The sequence below is a fragment of the Streptomyces coelicoflavus genome (assembly GCF_045041415.1).
In the GTDB taxonomy this organism is placed as follows: domain Bacteria; phylum Actinomycetota; class Actinomycetes; order Streptomycetales; family Streptomycetaceae; genus Streptomyces; species Streptomyces coelicoflavus.
The window spans coordinates 6,410,085-6,424,801 of record NZ_CP108218.1; the positions used below are offsets into that span (position 1 = coordinate 6,410,085).

Below are 14,717 nucleotides of genomic sequence, written 5' to 3' on the forward strand. Positions count from 1 at the left end.
GATTCCGAGAGGCGCGCATGACCTCTGTGCCCACGCCGATCCCCTCCCGCACGCAGTACGTGCTCGAGGAGATCAAACGCCGCATCCTCACCGGCCGGCTGACGCCCGGCCAGGCCCTGGTCGAGACCGACCTCGCCGCACAGTTCGGGGTGTCCAAGACACCGGTGCGCGAGGCGCTCAAGACCCTGGCCGGCACCGGACTGGTCGTGATGAGCCAGTACAAGGGCGTCACCGTACGCATGGTGGACGCGGACATGGCGCGCGAGGTCTACGACGTCCGACTGCTCCTCGAGCCCGAGGCACTCAGGCGCGCCGTGCGCCGCGGTGCCTCCCTGGACGCCGCCCAGGACGCGCTGACCCGCGCCGACGGGGCCACGGACACCGCCGAACGGTCGCTGGCCAACCGCGAGTTCCACCGCGCCCTGTACGTGCCGTGCGGCAACCCGCTGCTCGGCCGGATGCTCGACGAGGTCCGCGACCAGGCGGCCCTCGTCTCCGCGGTCGCCTGGGCCGCCGACCCCTCCTGGGAACGGGAGGCCGGCGAGCACCAGGAGATCCTGCGCCTCGCCCTCGCCGGTGACGCGGACGGCGCCGCCCGCGCCCTCCACGCGCACATCGCGTCGTTCGTCGAGCGGGCCTTCCCCGAAGCGGGGACCGCGGCCCAGGAAGAGGACGGTCAGGCATGACAGCGACGTTCGAGACCCAGCGGGCGGCCCTGGCCGACGTGGTGGCGATCCCGGTGACCCCGTTCGCCGAGGACGGCACCGTCGACCCCGCCACCTACCGGGCCCTGCTGCGTCGTCTCCTCGACGGTGGCATCACGACCCTCACCCCCAACGGCAACACCGGCGAGTTCTACGCCCTCGACCCGGCCGAGCGCCGCCTCGTCACCGAGCTGACCTTCGAGGAGGCCGGCGAGCGCGCCGCGATCCTGGTCGGCGTCGGCCACGACGTGCCCACCGCCGTCGCCTCCGCCCGGCACGCCCGCGACCTGGGCGCCTCCATGGTGATGGTCCACCAGCCCGTCCACCCCTACGTCTCCCAGGGCGGCTGGGTCGACTACCACCGCGCCATCGCCGAGGCCGTGCCGGAGCTGGGCGTGGTGCCCTACATCCGCAACCCCCAGCTCACCGGCGCCCGCCTCGCCGACCTCGCCGACGCCTGCCCCAACGTCGTCGGCGTGAAGTACGCCGTGCCGGACGCCTCGAAGTTCGCCGCGTTCGCCCGCGACGCCGGCCTCGACCGCTTCGTCTGGGTCGCGGGGCTCGCCGAGCCGTACGCCCCCTCGTACTTCAGCGCGGGCGCCACCGGCTTCACCTCGGGACTGGTGAACGTCGCCCCGGCCGTCTCGCTGAACATGATCGAAGCGCTTCGCTCCGGCGACTACCCGGCCGCCATGAAGGTCTGGGAGCAGATCCGCCGCTTCGAGGAACTGCGCGCCGCCAACGGCTCCGCCAACAACGTCACCGTGGTCAAGGAGGCCCTCGCCTCGCTGGGCCTGTGCCGCCGGGAGGTCCGCCCGCCGAGCAAGCCGCTGCCCGAGAGCGAGCGCGCCGAGGTCGCCGCCATCGTCGCGGGGTGGTCCATATGACCGCCAGGAAGTCCCCGGAGGAGCTCCGCAGCCACCAGTGGTACGGCACGGACGGCCTGCGCTCCTTCAGCCACCGCGCCCGCACCCGCCAGCTCGGCTACCTGCCCGAGGAGCACCTCGGCAAGCCCGTCATCGCCATCCTCAACACCTGGTCCGACATCAACCCCTGCCACGTCCACCTGCGCGACCGCGCCCAGGCGGTCAAGCGGGGAGTGTGGCAGGCGGGCGGGTTCCCGCTGGAGTTCCCGGTCTCCACGCTCAGCGAGACCTTCCAGAAGCCGACCCCCATGCTCTACCGCAACCTCCTCGCCATGGAGACCGAGGAGCTGCTGCGCTCCTACCCGGTCGACGGCGCCGTGCTGATGGGCGGCTGCGACAAGTCCACGCCCGCCCTGCTCATGGGCGCCGCCAGCGTCGACCTGCCCGCGGTCTTCGTGCCCGCCGGGCCCATGCTCCCCGGACACTGGCGCGGCGAGACCCTCGGCTCCGGCACCGACATGTGGAAGTACTGGGACGACAAGCGGGCCGGCCTCATCGGCGACTACGAGATGCAGGAACTGGAGAGCGGCCTGGCCCGCTCGCCCGGCCACTGCATGACGATGGGCACCGCCTCCACGCTGACCGCCGCCGCCGAGGCCCTCGGCGTCACGGTCCCCGGGGCGTCCAGCATCCCGGCCGTCGACTCCGGGCACGACCGGATGGCCGCCGCCGCCGGACTGCGCATCGTCGAACTGGTGCACCGGGACCGGAAGCTGAGCGACATCCTCACCGCCGACGCCTTCGAGGACGCCGTCACCACCGTGCTCGGCCTCGGCGGCTCCACCAACGCCGTGATCCACCTGATCGCCATGGCGGGCCGGGCCGGAGTCACCCTCACCCTGGACGACTTCGACCGGATCGCCCGCACCGTCCCGGTGCTCGCCAACGTCCGCCCCGGCGGACAGACCTACCTGATGGAGGACTTCCACTTCGCCGGCGGCCTGCCCGGCTTCCTCTCCCGCATCACCGACCTGCTCCACCTCGACCGGCCCACCGTCTCCCACGACACCCTGCGCGAGCAGCTCGACGGCGCCCTCGTCCACCACGACGACGTCATCAGGACCCGCGACAACCCGGTCGCGGGCGAGGGCGGGGTCGCCGTACTGCGCGGCAATCTCTGCCCGGACGGCGCCGTCATCAAGCACATCGCCGCCGAGCCGCACCTGCTCAAGCACACCGGTCCCGCCGTCGTCTTCGACGACTACCGGACCATGCAGCGCACCATCAACGACCCGGAGCTGGGCATCACCGCCGACAGCGTGCTCGTGCTGCGGAACGCCGGGCCCAAGGGCGGCCCGGGCATGCCCGAGTACGGCATGCTGCCCATCCCCGACCACCTGCTCAAGCAGGGCGTGCGGGACATGGTCCGGATCTCCGACGCCCGGATGAGCGGCACCAGCTACGGCGCGTGCGTGCTGCACGTGGCCCCCGAGTCGTACGTCGGCGGACCGCTCGCCCACGTCCGGACCGGCGACCCGATCACCCTCGACGTCGAGGCCCGCACCCTGCACCTGGGCGTGGACGACGAGGAACTGGAGCGCCGCAGGGCCGCCTGGACCCCGCCGCCCGCCCGCTACGAGCGCGGCTACGGCGCGCTCTACAACGAACAGATCACCCAGGCCGACACCGGCTGCGACTTCGAGTTCCTGGCCCGCCCGGGCAAGGTGCGGGACCCCTACGCGGGCTGAGCCCGCCGAACGGCGGGACCCGGCACACCCCTACCCGTCGAGAAAGCGCTTCCCATCAGCTCCGCCAAGCCCCGCACGACGTACCAGAGATGACGTACCAGAACGGAGAACTGTCATGGCCCAAGCCGCAGCCGTGGCGAAACCGCCCGCGCCACCCCGGCGGCGCCGTGCCTCGGCCACGCCGCGCAGGCTCCCCTACCTGCTGATCGGACCGGCCGCCCTGCTGATGCTGGGCTTCATCGCCTACCCGGTCATCAGCGTCTTCTACTACAGCCTCCAGGAGTACAACCCCACCAAGCCGTGGCGGAACGGCTTCGCGGGCTTCGACAACTTCGTCAAGATCTTCACCGACGACCCGGTGTTCTGGGACACCCTGGTCTTCAGCGCCAAGTGGGTCTTCGTCGAGGTCGGACTGCAACTGCTCTTCGGCCTGGCGCTGGCGCTCATCGTCAACCAGACCTTCGTGGGCCGGGGCATCGGCCGGGCGCTGGTGTTCTCGCCGTGGGCCGTCTCCGGCGTGCTGACCTCCGCGATCTGGGTGCTGCTCTACAACTCCCAGACCGGCGTGACCCGTTACCTCGCCGACATGGGCATCGGCTCGTACGGCACCAGCTGGCTCTCCGACACCTCGACCGTGTTCTCCGCGGCGGTGGTCGCCGACCTCTGGCGCGGCGTGCCCTTCTTCGCGATCCTCATCCTCGCCGACCTCCAGTCCGTCTCGAAGGACCTGTACGAGGCCGCCGAGGTCGACGGGGCCAGCCGGATCAAGCAGTTCTGGCACATCACGCTGCCGCACCTGAAGGACGCCATCATCCTGTCCACGCTGCTGCGCGCGGTGTGGGAGTTCAACAACGTCGACCTGCTCTACACCCTGACCGGCGGCGGACCCGCGGGCGAGACCACGACACTGCCCCTGTACATCGCCAACACCAGCGTCGACGCCCACGACTTCGGCTACGCGTCGGCCCTCACCACGGTCGCGTTCGTGATCCTGCTCTTCTGCTCGATCGTCTACCTGCGGCTGAGCAAGTTCGGAGGCGAGAACAAGTGATCACCAAAGAGGCCCCCGCGGCCGCCCCCGCCCCCACGCCGGCCGTCCCCGAAGCGCCGCGGCCCGGCAGGAAGCGCCCGGCCTGGGACGAGGTGCCCCGCTGGCAGATCTATCTGCCCCTCGGCATCTACCTGGTCTTCACACTGATCCCGTTCTACTGGATCCTGCTCTTCGCGCTGCGCCCGACCGGGTCGACCTCGCTCGTGCCCTGGCCGATGACCACCGAGCACTTCGAGAAGGTGTGGACCGACCGCGGCTTCGGCACCTACTTCACCAACAGCGTGTACGTCGGGCTCGCGACCCTGGTGATGACCACCCTCGTCGCCCTCGCCGGCGGCTACGCCCTCGCCCGGTTCGACTTCAGGATCAAGCGGGGCTTCATGCTCGCCCTGCTCTGCTCCCAGTTCGTGCCGGGTGCGCTGCTCCTGGTGCCGCTGTTCGAGATCTTCGCCGAACTCCAGATGATCAACTCGCTGGGCAGCGTCATCATCGCCGAGACGGTCTTCCAGCTGCCCCTGTCGATCATCCTGATCAGCAACTTCATCAAGAACGTGCCGTACTCCCTGGAGGAGGCCGCCTGGGTCGACGGCTGCGGCCGGTTCCGGGCCTTCCGGATCGTCGTCCTGCCGCTGCTGCGGCCGGGCCTGATCGCGGTGGGCTCCTTCGCCTTCGTGCACTCCTGGAACCACTTCCTGTTCGCCCTGATGTTCCTCAACAACCAGAGCAAGCAGACCATCCCGGTCGGCCTGAACTCCCTGATGAGCGCGGACAGCGTCGACCTCGGCGCGCTCGCCGCCGGCGGCATCGTCGCCGCCGTCCCGGTCGTGATCGTCTTCGCCTTCATCCAGAAGTGGCTGATCACCGGCTTCAGCGCGGGGGCGGTGAAGGGATGAGCCCGGTTCCCGTCGTCCTCGCCGGCGCCCGCGGCCACGGCCGCTGGCACGTCGCCAACATCCGCCGCCTGGAGCGGGCGGGACTGGTCCGGCTGGCCGGCCTCTGCGAGCTGACCCCGCTGACCGGGGAGGAGGCCCAGGGAGAACTCCCCGAGCAGTCCGCCGACTTCGGGGCCCTGCTCGACTCCACCGGCGCCCGGATCGCCGTGATCTGCACGCCGATCCCCACCCACACCGACCTCGCGCTGACCGCCGCCCGGCGGGGCGTGCACCTCCTCCTGGAGAAGCCCCCGGCACCGTCGTACGCCGAGTTCCGGCGGATGGCCGACGGGGTCGCGGAGGCCGGGGTCGCCTGCCAGATCGGGTTCCAGTCGCTGGGCTCGCACGCGGTGCCCGCCATCCGGGAACTGGTCGCCCGGGGCGCCATCGGCGAGGTCGTGGGCATCGGCGCGGCCGGCGCCTGGGTGCGCGACGAGGCCTATTTCCGCCGGGCGCCCTGGTCGGGCAAACGGCGGCTGAACGGGGCCGACGTGATCGACGGCGCGCTGACCAACCCGCTGGCGCACGCCGTCGCCACCGCCCTCGCGCTCGGCGGCACCGCCCGCGCCGAGGACGTCACCGGCATCGAGACCGAGCTGAGCCACGCCAACGACATCGAGTCCGACGACACCTCCTGCGTGCGGATCGGCACCGCGCGCGGGCACCGCGTCACCGTCGCCGCGACCCTGTGCGCCGAGCGGGCCGACGAACCGTACGTCCTGGTGCACGGTTCGAGCGGCCGCGTCACCTTCTGGTACAAGCAGGACCGCGTCCTGCTCCAGCGTGGCGGCCACGGCCCCGAGGAGTTCCACCACGACCGCACCGACCTGCTGGAAAACCTGGTCGACCACCTCACCACCGGCGCTCCGCTGCTGGTCCCGCCGGACGAGACGGGCGCCTTCATGCGGGTCGTCGAGGCGATCCGCCGGGCGCCCGACCCGGAGCCGCTGCCCGAGGCCGCCTGGCGCCGCGTCCCCGGCGAGGAGCGCCGCGTGGTCCCCGGCGTGGACGCCCTCGTGGTCGCCGCCGCCGAGACCCTCTCCCTCTACTCCGAACTGGGCGCGCCCTGGGCGCCGCGCACCGAGCACCCGCGCTACGAGGTGAGCACCCTGTGACCGGCAACGACTTCCCGGTGCTGCGCGTGGCGGGCCGCCCCGTCGCCCGCTACGTCACCCGGCCCGAGCTGCCCCACCGGCTCTCCCCACGCCCCTGTCTGCACCCCGTCACCACCCTGGCCGGCACGGCCGTGACCGAGTTCCGTCCTGCCGACCACCTCCATCACCTCGGCGTCGGTGTCGCCGTTCCCGACGTCGAGGGGCACAACTTCTGGGGCGGGCGCACCTTCGTCCGGGGCCGGGGGCCGACCGAGCTGGACAACCACGGCACCCAGCGGCACACCGCCTTCCAGCTCCGCGACCCCGACGGCTTCGTCGAGGAACTGCGCTGGATCGCCGCCGGCACCGAGCTGCTGCGCGAGCGCCGCACGGTCGCGGCCACCGAACTCACGGGCACCGCCTGGGCGCTGGACTTCACCTTCTCCCTCACCAACACCACCCCGGACCCGCTCGGCATCGGCAGCCCCGCCACCAACGGGCGCCCCGGCGCGGCCTACGGCGGCTTCTTCTGGCGCGCCCGCAAGGAGAACGCGGCGCCCAGGGTGTTCACCGCCGACCGGGAGGGCGAACGGGAGGTGCACGGCCGCAGCGCCGACTGGCTCGCGCTGAGCGGGGAGACCTGGTCGCTGGTGTTCGCCGGGGCCACCGAACGCACCCGGCGCGACCCGTGGTTCGTGCGCACCGAGGAGTACCCGGGGGTCGGGTCCTCGCTGGCCCACGAGGAGCGGGTGACCGTCGCCCCCGGCGACACCCTGGTCCGCCGGATCGTCACCGTCGTCGCCGACGGCGGCCTCGACGCGGACGGCGCCGCCGCCCTGGTGCGCAAGGCGGTGAGCACGTGACCGCCGCCGAGACCGCCCCCGGGACCGCGGAGACGTACACCAACCCCGTCCTGAACGCCGACTGGTCCGACCCGGACGTCGTCCGCGTCGGCGACGACTTCTACCTGACCGCCTCCAGCTTCGGCCGTGTCCCCGGACTGCCGCTCCTGCACTCCCGGAACCTGGTCGACTGGACCCTGGTCGGGCACGCCCTGGAGCGCCTGGAGCCCGAGCGGGAGTTCACGCGGCCCCGGCACGACTGCGGCGTCTGGGCGCCGTCCCTGCGCCACCACGCGGGCCGCTTCTGGATCTTCTGGGGCGACCCGGACCAGGGCGTCTTCCAGGTCAACGCCCCCGACATCCGGGGCCCGTGGACCGCGCCCCACCTGGTCAAGGCGGGCAAGGGCCTGATCGACCCCTGCCCCCTGTGGGACGAGGAGAGCGGCGAGGCGTACCTCGTGCACGCCTGGGCCCGTTCCCGCTCCGGGATCAAGAACCGGCTCACCGGCCACCGCATGCGCCCCGACGGCACCGGACTGCTCGACGAGGGCAGGGTGATCGTCGACGGCGACCGGCTCCCCGGCTGGTTCACCCTGGAGGGCCCCAAGCTCTACCGGCACGACGGCTGGTACTGGATCCTCGCCCCCGCCGGCTCCGTGGAGACCGGCTGGCAGGGCGCCTTCCGCTCCCGCGGGTTCTTCGGGCCGTACGAGGAAAAGGTCGTCCTGGAACAGAAGGACACCGACGTCAACGGCCCCCACCAGGGCGGCTGGGTGCGCACGGAGTCCGGGGAGGACTGGTTCCTGCACTTCCAGCAGCGCGGCGCGTACGGGAGGGTGGTCCACCTCCAGCCGATGCGGTGGGGGACGGACGGCTGGCCGGTCCTCGGGGACGACGGTGCGCCGGTCGCCGAGCACCCGCGTCCCGCGCTGCCCCTGCAGCCGCCCGCCGCGCCCGCGACCGACGACGACTTCCCCGGCGGACGGTTCGGCCGCCAGTGGTCGTGGACGGCCAACCCCCGCGCCGGCTGGGCCACCCAGCACGCCGGGGACGGGCTGCGCCTCGCCTGCGTCCGCTCGGCCGACGCGCACGACCTGCGCCTGCTGCCGAGCGTCCTGACCCAGCGCTTCCCCGGCGCGCCCTCGGTGATCGAGGTCGAGCTGCGCCTGGACAGCGCGGAACCCGGCGCGCGGGCCGGGCTCGCGGTCCTCGGCGACGCCTACCGCTGGATCGGGCTCCAGCGGGACACCGACGGGACCGTGCACCTGGTGCACCGCTTCGCGGAGTCCGTGGCCGAGGCCGAGCGGGACGCCGACCTGCCCCGCCCCGCACCCGGGGGACGGGTCCGGCTGCGGATCGAGACGGTGCCGGGGGCGCGCTGCCGCTTCTCGTACGACCTCGGCGACGGCGACCCGGGCGACGGTTCGTGCCCCGTCCCCGTCGGCCGGGAGTTCGCCGCCACCCCCTGGCGCTGGGTCGGCGCACTGCTCGGCCTGTTCGCCCTCGCGCCCGCCGGCCAGGGACCCGCCGGTACCGCCACCTTCACGCGGTTCCGCGTCGGGCCCCACTGAACCCCCACGTTGTCGTTCCACCGCTTCGTTCGATCCAGAAGACCCGGAAGAAGAGAGCCGACCAATGAGGATCAGCATGCGCAGCAGCAGAGACCGAGGCACAGTCGGGCGCCGGACGTCCGCCGCCGTCGCCCTGGGGGCCGTACTCGCGCTGACCGCCACCGCCTGCGGTGACGACGGCAGCGGGGCGGGCGGCGACAAGGGCGCCGAGGGCAGCGGCAAGGGGAAGATCACCTTCTGGGACAACAACGGCGGTATCCGTACGGCCGTCTGGAAGACGATCATCGCCGACTTCGAGAAGGCGAACCCGGACATCGACGTGGAGTACGTCGGGATCGCCGCCACCGAGTACCAGTCCAAGGTCGACACCGCCATCCAGGGCGGCGGCCTGCCCGACGTCGGCGGTGTGACGGCGTCCATGCTCGCGGGCTTCTCCGCCCAGGGCGCCCTGGAGCCGCTGGACGACCGGCTCGCCAAGTCCTCCCTGAGCGCCAAGCTCAACAAGGACATGGTCGAGTCCCTGAAGGCCGCGGGCGGCGGCGACGGCACCCTGTACTCGATGCCGACCTCCGCCAACAACGGCGTCCTCTACTACCGCACCGACCTGTTCGAGAAGGCCGGACTCGACGCGCCGACGACGTGGGACAAGTTCTACACCGCAGCCGAGAAGCTGACCGACGCGGGCAAGAACGAGTTCGGCTACACCATCCGCGGCGGCTCCGGCTCCATCGCCCAGGCGCTCGACGCGATGTACGGGCAGTCCGGCATCACCTCGTTCTGGGACGCCGGCAAGAAGAAGACCACCGTCAACGACCCGAAGAACGTCGAGGCGCTGGAGAAGTACGCGGCCCTCTACAAGAAGGTCACACCGGCCGCCGACGTCAACAACGACTTCGCCAAGATGGTCGCCCAGTGGGACACCGGCACCATCGGCATGGTCAACCACAACCTGGGCTCCTACCAGGACCACGTGAAGGCGCTCGGCGTCGACAAGTTCCGCGGCGTCCCGCAGCCGGTCGGCGCCTCCGGCAAGCGGGTCCAGGTGTCCAACCCGGTCGACGGGCTCGGCATCTTCAAGAGCTCGAAGAACAAGGAGGCCGCCTGGAAGTTCATCGAGTTCGCCACGTCGAAGGAACAGAACTCGAAGTTCAACGAGTCGGCCGGGCAGGTGCCGTCCAACACCGAGGCCGCGAACGACGCGTGGATCCAGAAGGCCGAGCCGACGAAGCTGGCGGCTCAGGCGCTGAACGACGGGTCCACGACCATCGTTCAGCTGCCGTACTACCTGCCGGACTGGAACACGCTGTCCAAGTCGGAGAGTGAGCCGGGATTCCAGAAGGTGCTGCTGGGCGACATGAGTGCGAAGGATTTTCTGGACGGGCTGGCCGAGAAGCTGAATGAGGCGCAGGCCGAGTGGACGGAGCAGATGGGTTAGTCGGCGGTTTCGGTTTCGCCGTGGATGGTCCGTGGTTCGTCGCGGGCTGCGGGCCGTCCGTGGCTTGTCGCGCAGTTCCCCGCGCCCCTGGGGGAGCTGTCCATCTCCCTTCTGAAAGGCAGACCGGCATGTCGCTCAGCCGAAGACAACTCACCTCAGCCGCTGTTGCCTCCATTCCACTGGCGTTCGCCGCCACCGGCACCGCCCGGGCCGGCGGACGTCCCCACCCCCGCACCCTCTACATCGCCGGGGACTCCACCGCCGCGCAGAAGTACGCCGACGCCGCGCCCGAGACCGGGTGGGGCATGGCGTTGCCCTTCTTCCTCCGCAACAACCTCCGCGTCGCCAATCACGCCGTGAACGGGCGGAGTTCCAAGAGCTTCGTCGACGAGGGGCGGCTCGACGTCGTCCTCGGGGCGATCCGGCCCGGTGACTTCCTGCTGGTCCAGTTCGCGCACAACGACGAGAAGGACGAGGACCCCGCCCGCTACACCGAGCCCTGGACGACGTACCAGGACTGTCTGCGGAGGTACGTCGACGGGGCGCGGGCCCGTGGGGCGCGGCCGGTGCTCGCCACGCCCGTGGAGCGGCGGCGGTTCGACACGGCGGGGAACGCCGTGCCGAGTCACGGCGAGTACCCGGCGGCGATGCGGGCGCTCGCACGGCGGGAGGGCGTGGCGCTGCTCGACGTACAGGCGCTGTCGCTCGCGCTGTGGCAGCGGCTCGGGGCCGAGGGGACCAAGGCGTACTTCAACTGGACCGCCACCGAGCAGGACAACACCCACTTCAACCCGCCGGGCGCGATCGCGGTCGCCCGGCTCGTCGCCCGGGAACTGCTGCGCGGGCGAGTACTGGCGCACCGGGACGTGCGCCGGCTGGACGAGGAGATCCCCGAGTCCTGGATCAGCTGGCCCGCACCGGCCACCGCGTAACACCGTCGACCGACCCCGAGAACAAGGGAGAGCCGCACCATGAGCACACCTGGATGGCATGGGCATGCCATGAAGAGAACCGCCGCACTCGCCGGCTGCACCGCCCTCGTGCTGAGTCTGACCGCCGCCACGGCCGAGGCCCGCCCCGGTCACCACCACCACCGGGACACCGCCCGGCAGACCCTGCCCGCGGGCGACGGCTGGGCCTCACAGGGCGCCGGCACCACCGGCGGGGCCGCCGCCGACGCCGAGCACGTGTACACCGTCTCCACCTGGGCCGAGTTCCGGGCCGCCCTCGCCGCCGACGGCACCGCGCCCAGGATCATCAAGGTCAGGGGCACCGTCGACGCCGTCTCGGAGGGCTGCGAGGCCTTCGCCGCGCCCGGGTACGACTTCGACGCCTACCTGGAGAAGTACGCGCCCGAGAACTGGGGCATGGAGACCGACCTGAGCGCCGAGCCCGACGACAGCCCCGAGGGCCTGCGCCGTGACTCCGCCGCACAGCAGGACCGGTCCATCAAGGCGAACGTGCCCTCCAACACCACCATCATCGGCGTCGGCCGGGGCGCCGCGCTCAAGGGCGCCAGCCTCCAGATCAAGGGCGTGGACAACGTCATCGTCCGCAACCTGACCTTCGAGAGCCCCGTCGACTGCTTCCCGCAGTGGGACCCGACCGACGGGGACCGGGGCAACTGGAACTCCGAGTACGACAGCGCCGTCGTGTACGGGTCGACGCACGTGTGGCTGGACCACAACACCTTCACCGACGGCGAGCACCCCGACAGCGCGGCGCCCACCCACTTCGGCATGCTCTACCAGCAGCACGACGGCCAACTGGACATCGTCAAGGGCGCCGACTACGTCACCGCGTCCTGGAACGTCTTCACCGAGCACGACAAGACCATCCTGATCGGCAACAGCGACAGCGAGTCCACCGCCGCCGTCGACCGCGGCCACCTGAAGGCGACCTTCCACCACAACCTGTTCAAGAACCTCGTCGAGCGCGCGCCCCGCGTCCGCTTCGGCCAGGTCGACGTCTACAACAACCACTTCGTCGCCTCGGACGACTACGCCTACAGCTTCGGCGTCGGCAAGGAGTCCGCCCTCGTCGCCGAGCACAACGCGTTCACCCTGCCGGCCGGCGTCAGCCCCGCGAAGGTGCTCAAGCGCTGGAACGACTCGCCGCTCAGCGCCGCCCACAACCGCGTCAACGGCCGCACCGTCGACCTCGTCGCGGCCCACAACGCCGCCAACCCGGACGCCGCCCTCCGCTCCGGCGCGGGCTGGACGCCGACGCTGCGCACCGGGGTCCTGCCGTCCCGGGCGGTCCCCTTCGTCGTCGACCACGGCGCCGGCGCCGGCCGCCTGCGCTGACCCGTCCCCCGTGAACCGGGCCGGGGCGCCCGCACCGCCCCGGCCCACCCCGCCCGTCTTCGAAGGAGCACCCGCATGCCCCGACCCGCCCCCTCCCGCAGGGGCTTCCTCCTGGCGACCGCCGGCACGGGCGCCGCCCTCGGCCTCGGCCTCGCGGCAGCCGGCCCCGCGGTCGCCGGCACCCGGCCCCACCCGCACCCGCGCCCCTTCGGCCGGTACGGCTCACCGGCCGCCCGCCGCACACCCAAGACCCTGTACGTCGACCCGCACGGCCGCGGCGACTTCACCTCCGTCCAGGCCGCCGTCGACGCCGCGCAGGGCGACGGCTGGACGCTCGTCCTCGCCCCCGGCACCTACCGCGAGACGGTCTCCGTCGACGCCTCGCGCACCGGAGCGACCTGGATCGGCGCCTCCGGGGACCCGCGCGACGTCGTCATCGTCTACGACAACGCCGCCGGCACCCCCAAGCCCGACGGCTCCGGCACCTACGGCACCAGCGGGTCCGCCACCACCACCGTGCGCGCCGACGGCTTCACCGCCCGCGCCCTCACCTTCGCCAACGACTGGCTGCGCGCCGACCGGCCCGACTGGACCGGCACCCAGGCGGTCGCGATCAAGGTCATGGGCGACCGGTCCGCCTTCCACGACTGCCGCTTCCTCGGCCACCAGGACACCCTCTACGCCGACACCCGCGACCTCTCCCTCTTCGCCCGCCAGTACTACGAGCGCTGCTACGTCGAGGGCGACGTCGACTTCGTCTTCGGCCGGGCGACCGCCGTGTACGAGCACTGCCACTTCCGCACCCTGGTCCGCCCCGACCTCGACGCCGCCCCGTACGGCTTCGTCTTCGCGCCCTCCACGGCGGGCGCCAACCCGCGCGGCCACCTGGTGATCCGCGGCCGCGTCGGCAGCGAGGCCCCCGACGGCTACTACAAGCTGGCCCGCCCCTGGGTGCCCAGCTCCGACACCACCGCCCGCCCGATGCTCACCGTGCGCGAGACCCACCTGGGCGCGGGCATCGACGCGGTGGCGCCGTACGCGAACATGCGGGACGCGTACCCCTGGCAGGAGCAGCGGTTCCGCGAGTACCGCAACACCGGGCCCGGCGCCGCGACCACCGTTCCGGAGAACCGGCCGCAGCTCACCCGCGCCGAAGCCGCCGGGCACACCCGGGAGGCGTACCTCGGCGACTGGCGGCCCTACGACCGGCTGCCGCACCGCGGAGGGCGGCACTGAACGGGCCCGACCGGGCCAGCGCGGCCGGTACTTGACCTGCTTGACGCGATCTTTGCCAGATACGGGGGCGCGAATCCGGCCACGGGTCTCGCGCTCACCCGGGTGACGCGCGTAGAAACATGTGCCATGCATAAACCACTGCGCATCGCGACCGTCACCGCCGCCTGTGCCGTCGCCGGTGCCGTCCTGTACGGCACGGGCGCCGCCACCGCCGGCCAGTCCACCGCCAACTCCACCCACGAGCCGTACAACATCGGGGTGCTGGCCAAGGACATCGACGCCTACTACGGCACCACGCTCGACGCCGACGGCGTCTACCAGGCCTCCCCGGACAGCCCGTACGCCGACGACCTGGCCCGCGTCGACGCCGCCGCGAAGAAGCAGATCGACCGGGCGGCCCGCGCGGCGCACCACCGGCACACCAGGCCCGCGGTCGTCTTCGACATCGACGACACGCTGCTGCTCAGCCTCGACTACGAGAAGAAGAACAACTACGGCTACGACGGCGCCACCTGGGCCGCCTACGTCGACCGGGCCGACCGCCCGGCCGTCCCCGGCAGCCCGGAACTCGCCCGGTACGCCGAGAAGAAGGGCGTCGAGGTCTTCTACAACTCGGGGCTGAGCGAGGCGCAGCGCACCGCCGCCGTCGAGAACCTGAAGAAGGTCGGCGCCGACGTCAACCTCGACACCGCCCACATCTTCCTGAAGGACAAGGCGAACCCGCCGTCCTACCTGGCCCACTGCGCCACCCCGGGCGCCTGGAAGTGCACCACGGTGGAGTACAAGGCGGGCACCCGCCGGCACATCGAACGGGACCTCGGGTACGACATCGTCGCCAACTTCGGCGACCAGTACTCCGACCTCCAGGGCGGCTACGCGGACCGCACCTACAAGCTGCCCAACCCGACGTACTTCGTCGAATAGCGGACCGC

At 71.9% G+C, this 14,717-nt stretch carries 13 protein-coding genes; all 13 read left to right on the plus strand.

Translation table 11 applies throughout. The features are described from left to right. The first annotated feature begins 17 nt into the window (after positions 1-17). On the plus strand, positions 18-686 hold the full coding sequence (locus OHA99_RS28700) for a GntR family transcriptional regulator (protein WP_007448191.1): 669 nt from the start codon (positions 18-20) through the stop codon (positions 684-686). Further along, positions 683-1,591, plus strand: coding sequence for a dihydrodipicolinate synthase family protein (locus OHA99_RS28705; RefSeq protein WP_007448190.1), 909 nt, complete (start codon positions 683-685; stop codon positions 1,589-1,591). Before OHA99_RS28700 ends, OHA99_RS28705 begins: the two co-directional genes overlap by 4 nt. Then, the gene (gene araD / locus OHA99_RS28710; protein WP_405698329.1) at positions 1,588-3,318 is read left to right on the plus strand and encodes an L-arabinonate dehydratase; all 1,731 of its coding nucleotides are present in this window, start codon (positions 1,588-1,590) and stop codon (positions 3,316-3,318) included. The genes OHA99_RS28705 and araD overlap by 4 nt, the downstream gene beginning before the upstream one ends. A gap of 115 nt (positions 3,319-3,433) precedes the next feature. Next, a complete protein-coding gene (locus OHA99_RS28715; RefSeq protein ID WP_042825915.1) occupies positions 3,434-4,369 on the plus strand; it encodes a carbohydrate ABC transporter permease in 936 nt (311 codons plus the stop codon). Next, positions 4,366-5,262 carry a carbohydrate ABC transporter permease gene (locus OHA99_RS28720; protein WP_164385217.1) on the plus strand — a complete coding sequence of 299 codons (897 nt, stop codon included), beginning with the start codon at positions 4,366-4,368 and terminating at the stop codon, positions 5,260-5,262. Before OHA99_RS28715 ends, OHA99_RS28720 begins: the two co-directional genes overlap by 4 nt. After that, complete coding sequence (locus OHA99_RS28725) at positions 5,259-6,416, plus strand: Gfo/Idh/MocA family protein (protein WP_282882021.1); 1,158 nt, start codon at positions 5,259-5,261, stop codon at positions 6,414-6,416. The genes OHA99_RS28720 and OHA99_RS28725 overlap by 4 nt, the downstream gene beginning before the upstream one ends. Beyond that, positions 6,413-7,258, plus strand: a complete 846-nt coding sequence (locus OHA99_RS28730) for a PmoA family protein (protein ID WP_405698330.1) — start codon at positions 6,413-6,415, stop codon at positions 7,256-7,258. Before OHA99_RS28725 ends, OHA99_RS28730 begins: the two co-directional genes overlap by 4 nt. Beyond that, positions 7,255-8,808, plus strand: a complete 1,554-nt coding sequence (locus tag OHA99_RS28735; protein WP_405698331.1) for a family 43 glycosylhydrolase — start codon at positions 7,255-7,257, stop codon at positions 8,806-8,808. Before OHA99_RS28730 ends, OHA99_RS28735 begins: the two co-directional genes overlap by 4 nt. A 64-nt stretch (positions 8,809-8,872) precedes the next feature. Beyond that, positions 8,873-10,243, plus strand: coding sequence for a sugar ABC transporter substrate-binding protein (locus tag OHA99_RS28740; protein ID WP_164385221.1), 1,371 nt, complete (start codon positions 8,873-8,875; stop codon positions 10,241-10,243). 128 nt (positions 10,244-10,371) lie between these two features. Further along, complete coding sequence (locus OHA99_RS28745; RefSeq protein ID WP_153180466.1) at positions 10,372-11,175, plus strand: rhamnogalacturonan acetylesterase; 804 nt, start codon at positions 10,372-10,374, stop codon at positions 11,173-11,175. Positions 11,176-11,214: 39 nt separating this feature from the next. Continuing rightward, a complete protein-coding gene (locus tag OHA99_RS28750) occupies positions 11,215-12,549 on the plus strand; it encodes a polysaccharide lyase family 1 protein (RefSeq protein WP_153180467.1) in 1,335 nt (444 codons plus the stop codon). Positions 12,550-12,624: 75 nt separating this feature from the next. Then, positions 12,625-13,785, plus strand: a complete 1,161-nt coding sequence (locus OHA99_RS28755) for a pectinesterase family protein (RefSeq protein WP_405698332.1) — start codon at positions 12,625-12,627, stop codon at positions 13,783-13,785. Between the two features lie 126 nt (positions 13,786-13,911). Next, on the plus strand, positions 13,912-14,709 hold the full coding sequence (locus tag OHA99_RS28760; RefSeq protein WP_153180469.1) for an HAD family acid phosphatase: 798 nt from the start codon (positions 13,912-13,914) through the stop codon (positions 14,707-14,709). Positions 14,710-14,717 lie beyond the last annotated feature (8 nt).

Excerpts from the sequence above, each read along its gene's own strand:
- OHA99_RS28760 (WP_153180469.1), top strand. The coding sequence starts at position 13,912 with ATGCATAAACCACTGCGCATCGCGACCGTCACCGCCGCCTGTGCCGTC.
- OHA99_RS28745 (WP_153180466.1), top strand. The coding sequence starts at position 10,372 with ATGTCGCTCAGCCGAAGACAACTCACCTCAGCCGCTGTTGCCTCCATT.
- OHA99_RS28715 (WP_042825915.1), top strand. The coding sequence starts at position 3,434 with ATGGCCCAAGCCGCAGCCGTGGCGAAACCGCCCGCGCCACCCCGGCGG.
- OHA99_RS28700 (WP_007448191.1), top strand. The coding sequence starts at position 18 with ATGACCTCTGTGCCCACGCCGATCCCCTCCCGCACGCAGTACGTGCTC.
- araD (WP_405698329.1), top strand. The coding sequence starts at position 1,588 with ATGACCGCCAGGAAGTCCCCGGAGGAGCTCCGCAGCCACCAGTGGTAC.
- OHA99_RS28740 (WP_164385221.1), top strand. The coding sequence starts at position 8,873 with ATGAGGATCAGCATGCGCAGCAGCAGAGACCGAGGCACAGTCGGGCGC.
- OHA99_RS28755 (WP_405698332.1), top strand. The coding sequence starts at position 12,625 with ATGCCCCGACCCGCCCCCTCCCGCAGGGGCTTCCTCCTGGCGACCGCC.
- OHA99_RS28750 (WP_153180467.1), top strand. The coding sequence starts at position 11,215 with ATGAGCACACCTGGATGGCATGGGCATGCCATGAAGAGAACCGCCGCA.
- OHA99_RS28705 (WP_007448190.1), top strand. The coding sequence starts at position 683 with ATGACAGCGACGTTCGAGACCCAGCGGGCGGCCCTGGCCGACGTGGTG.
- OHA99_RS28725 (WP_282882021.1), top strand. The coding sequence starts at position 5,259 with ATGAGCCCGGTTCCCGTCGTCCTCGCCGGCGCCCGCGGCCACGGCCGC.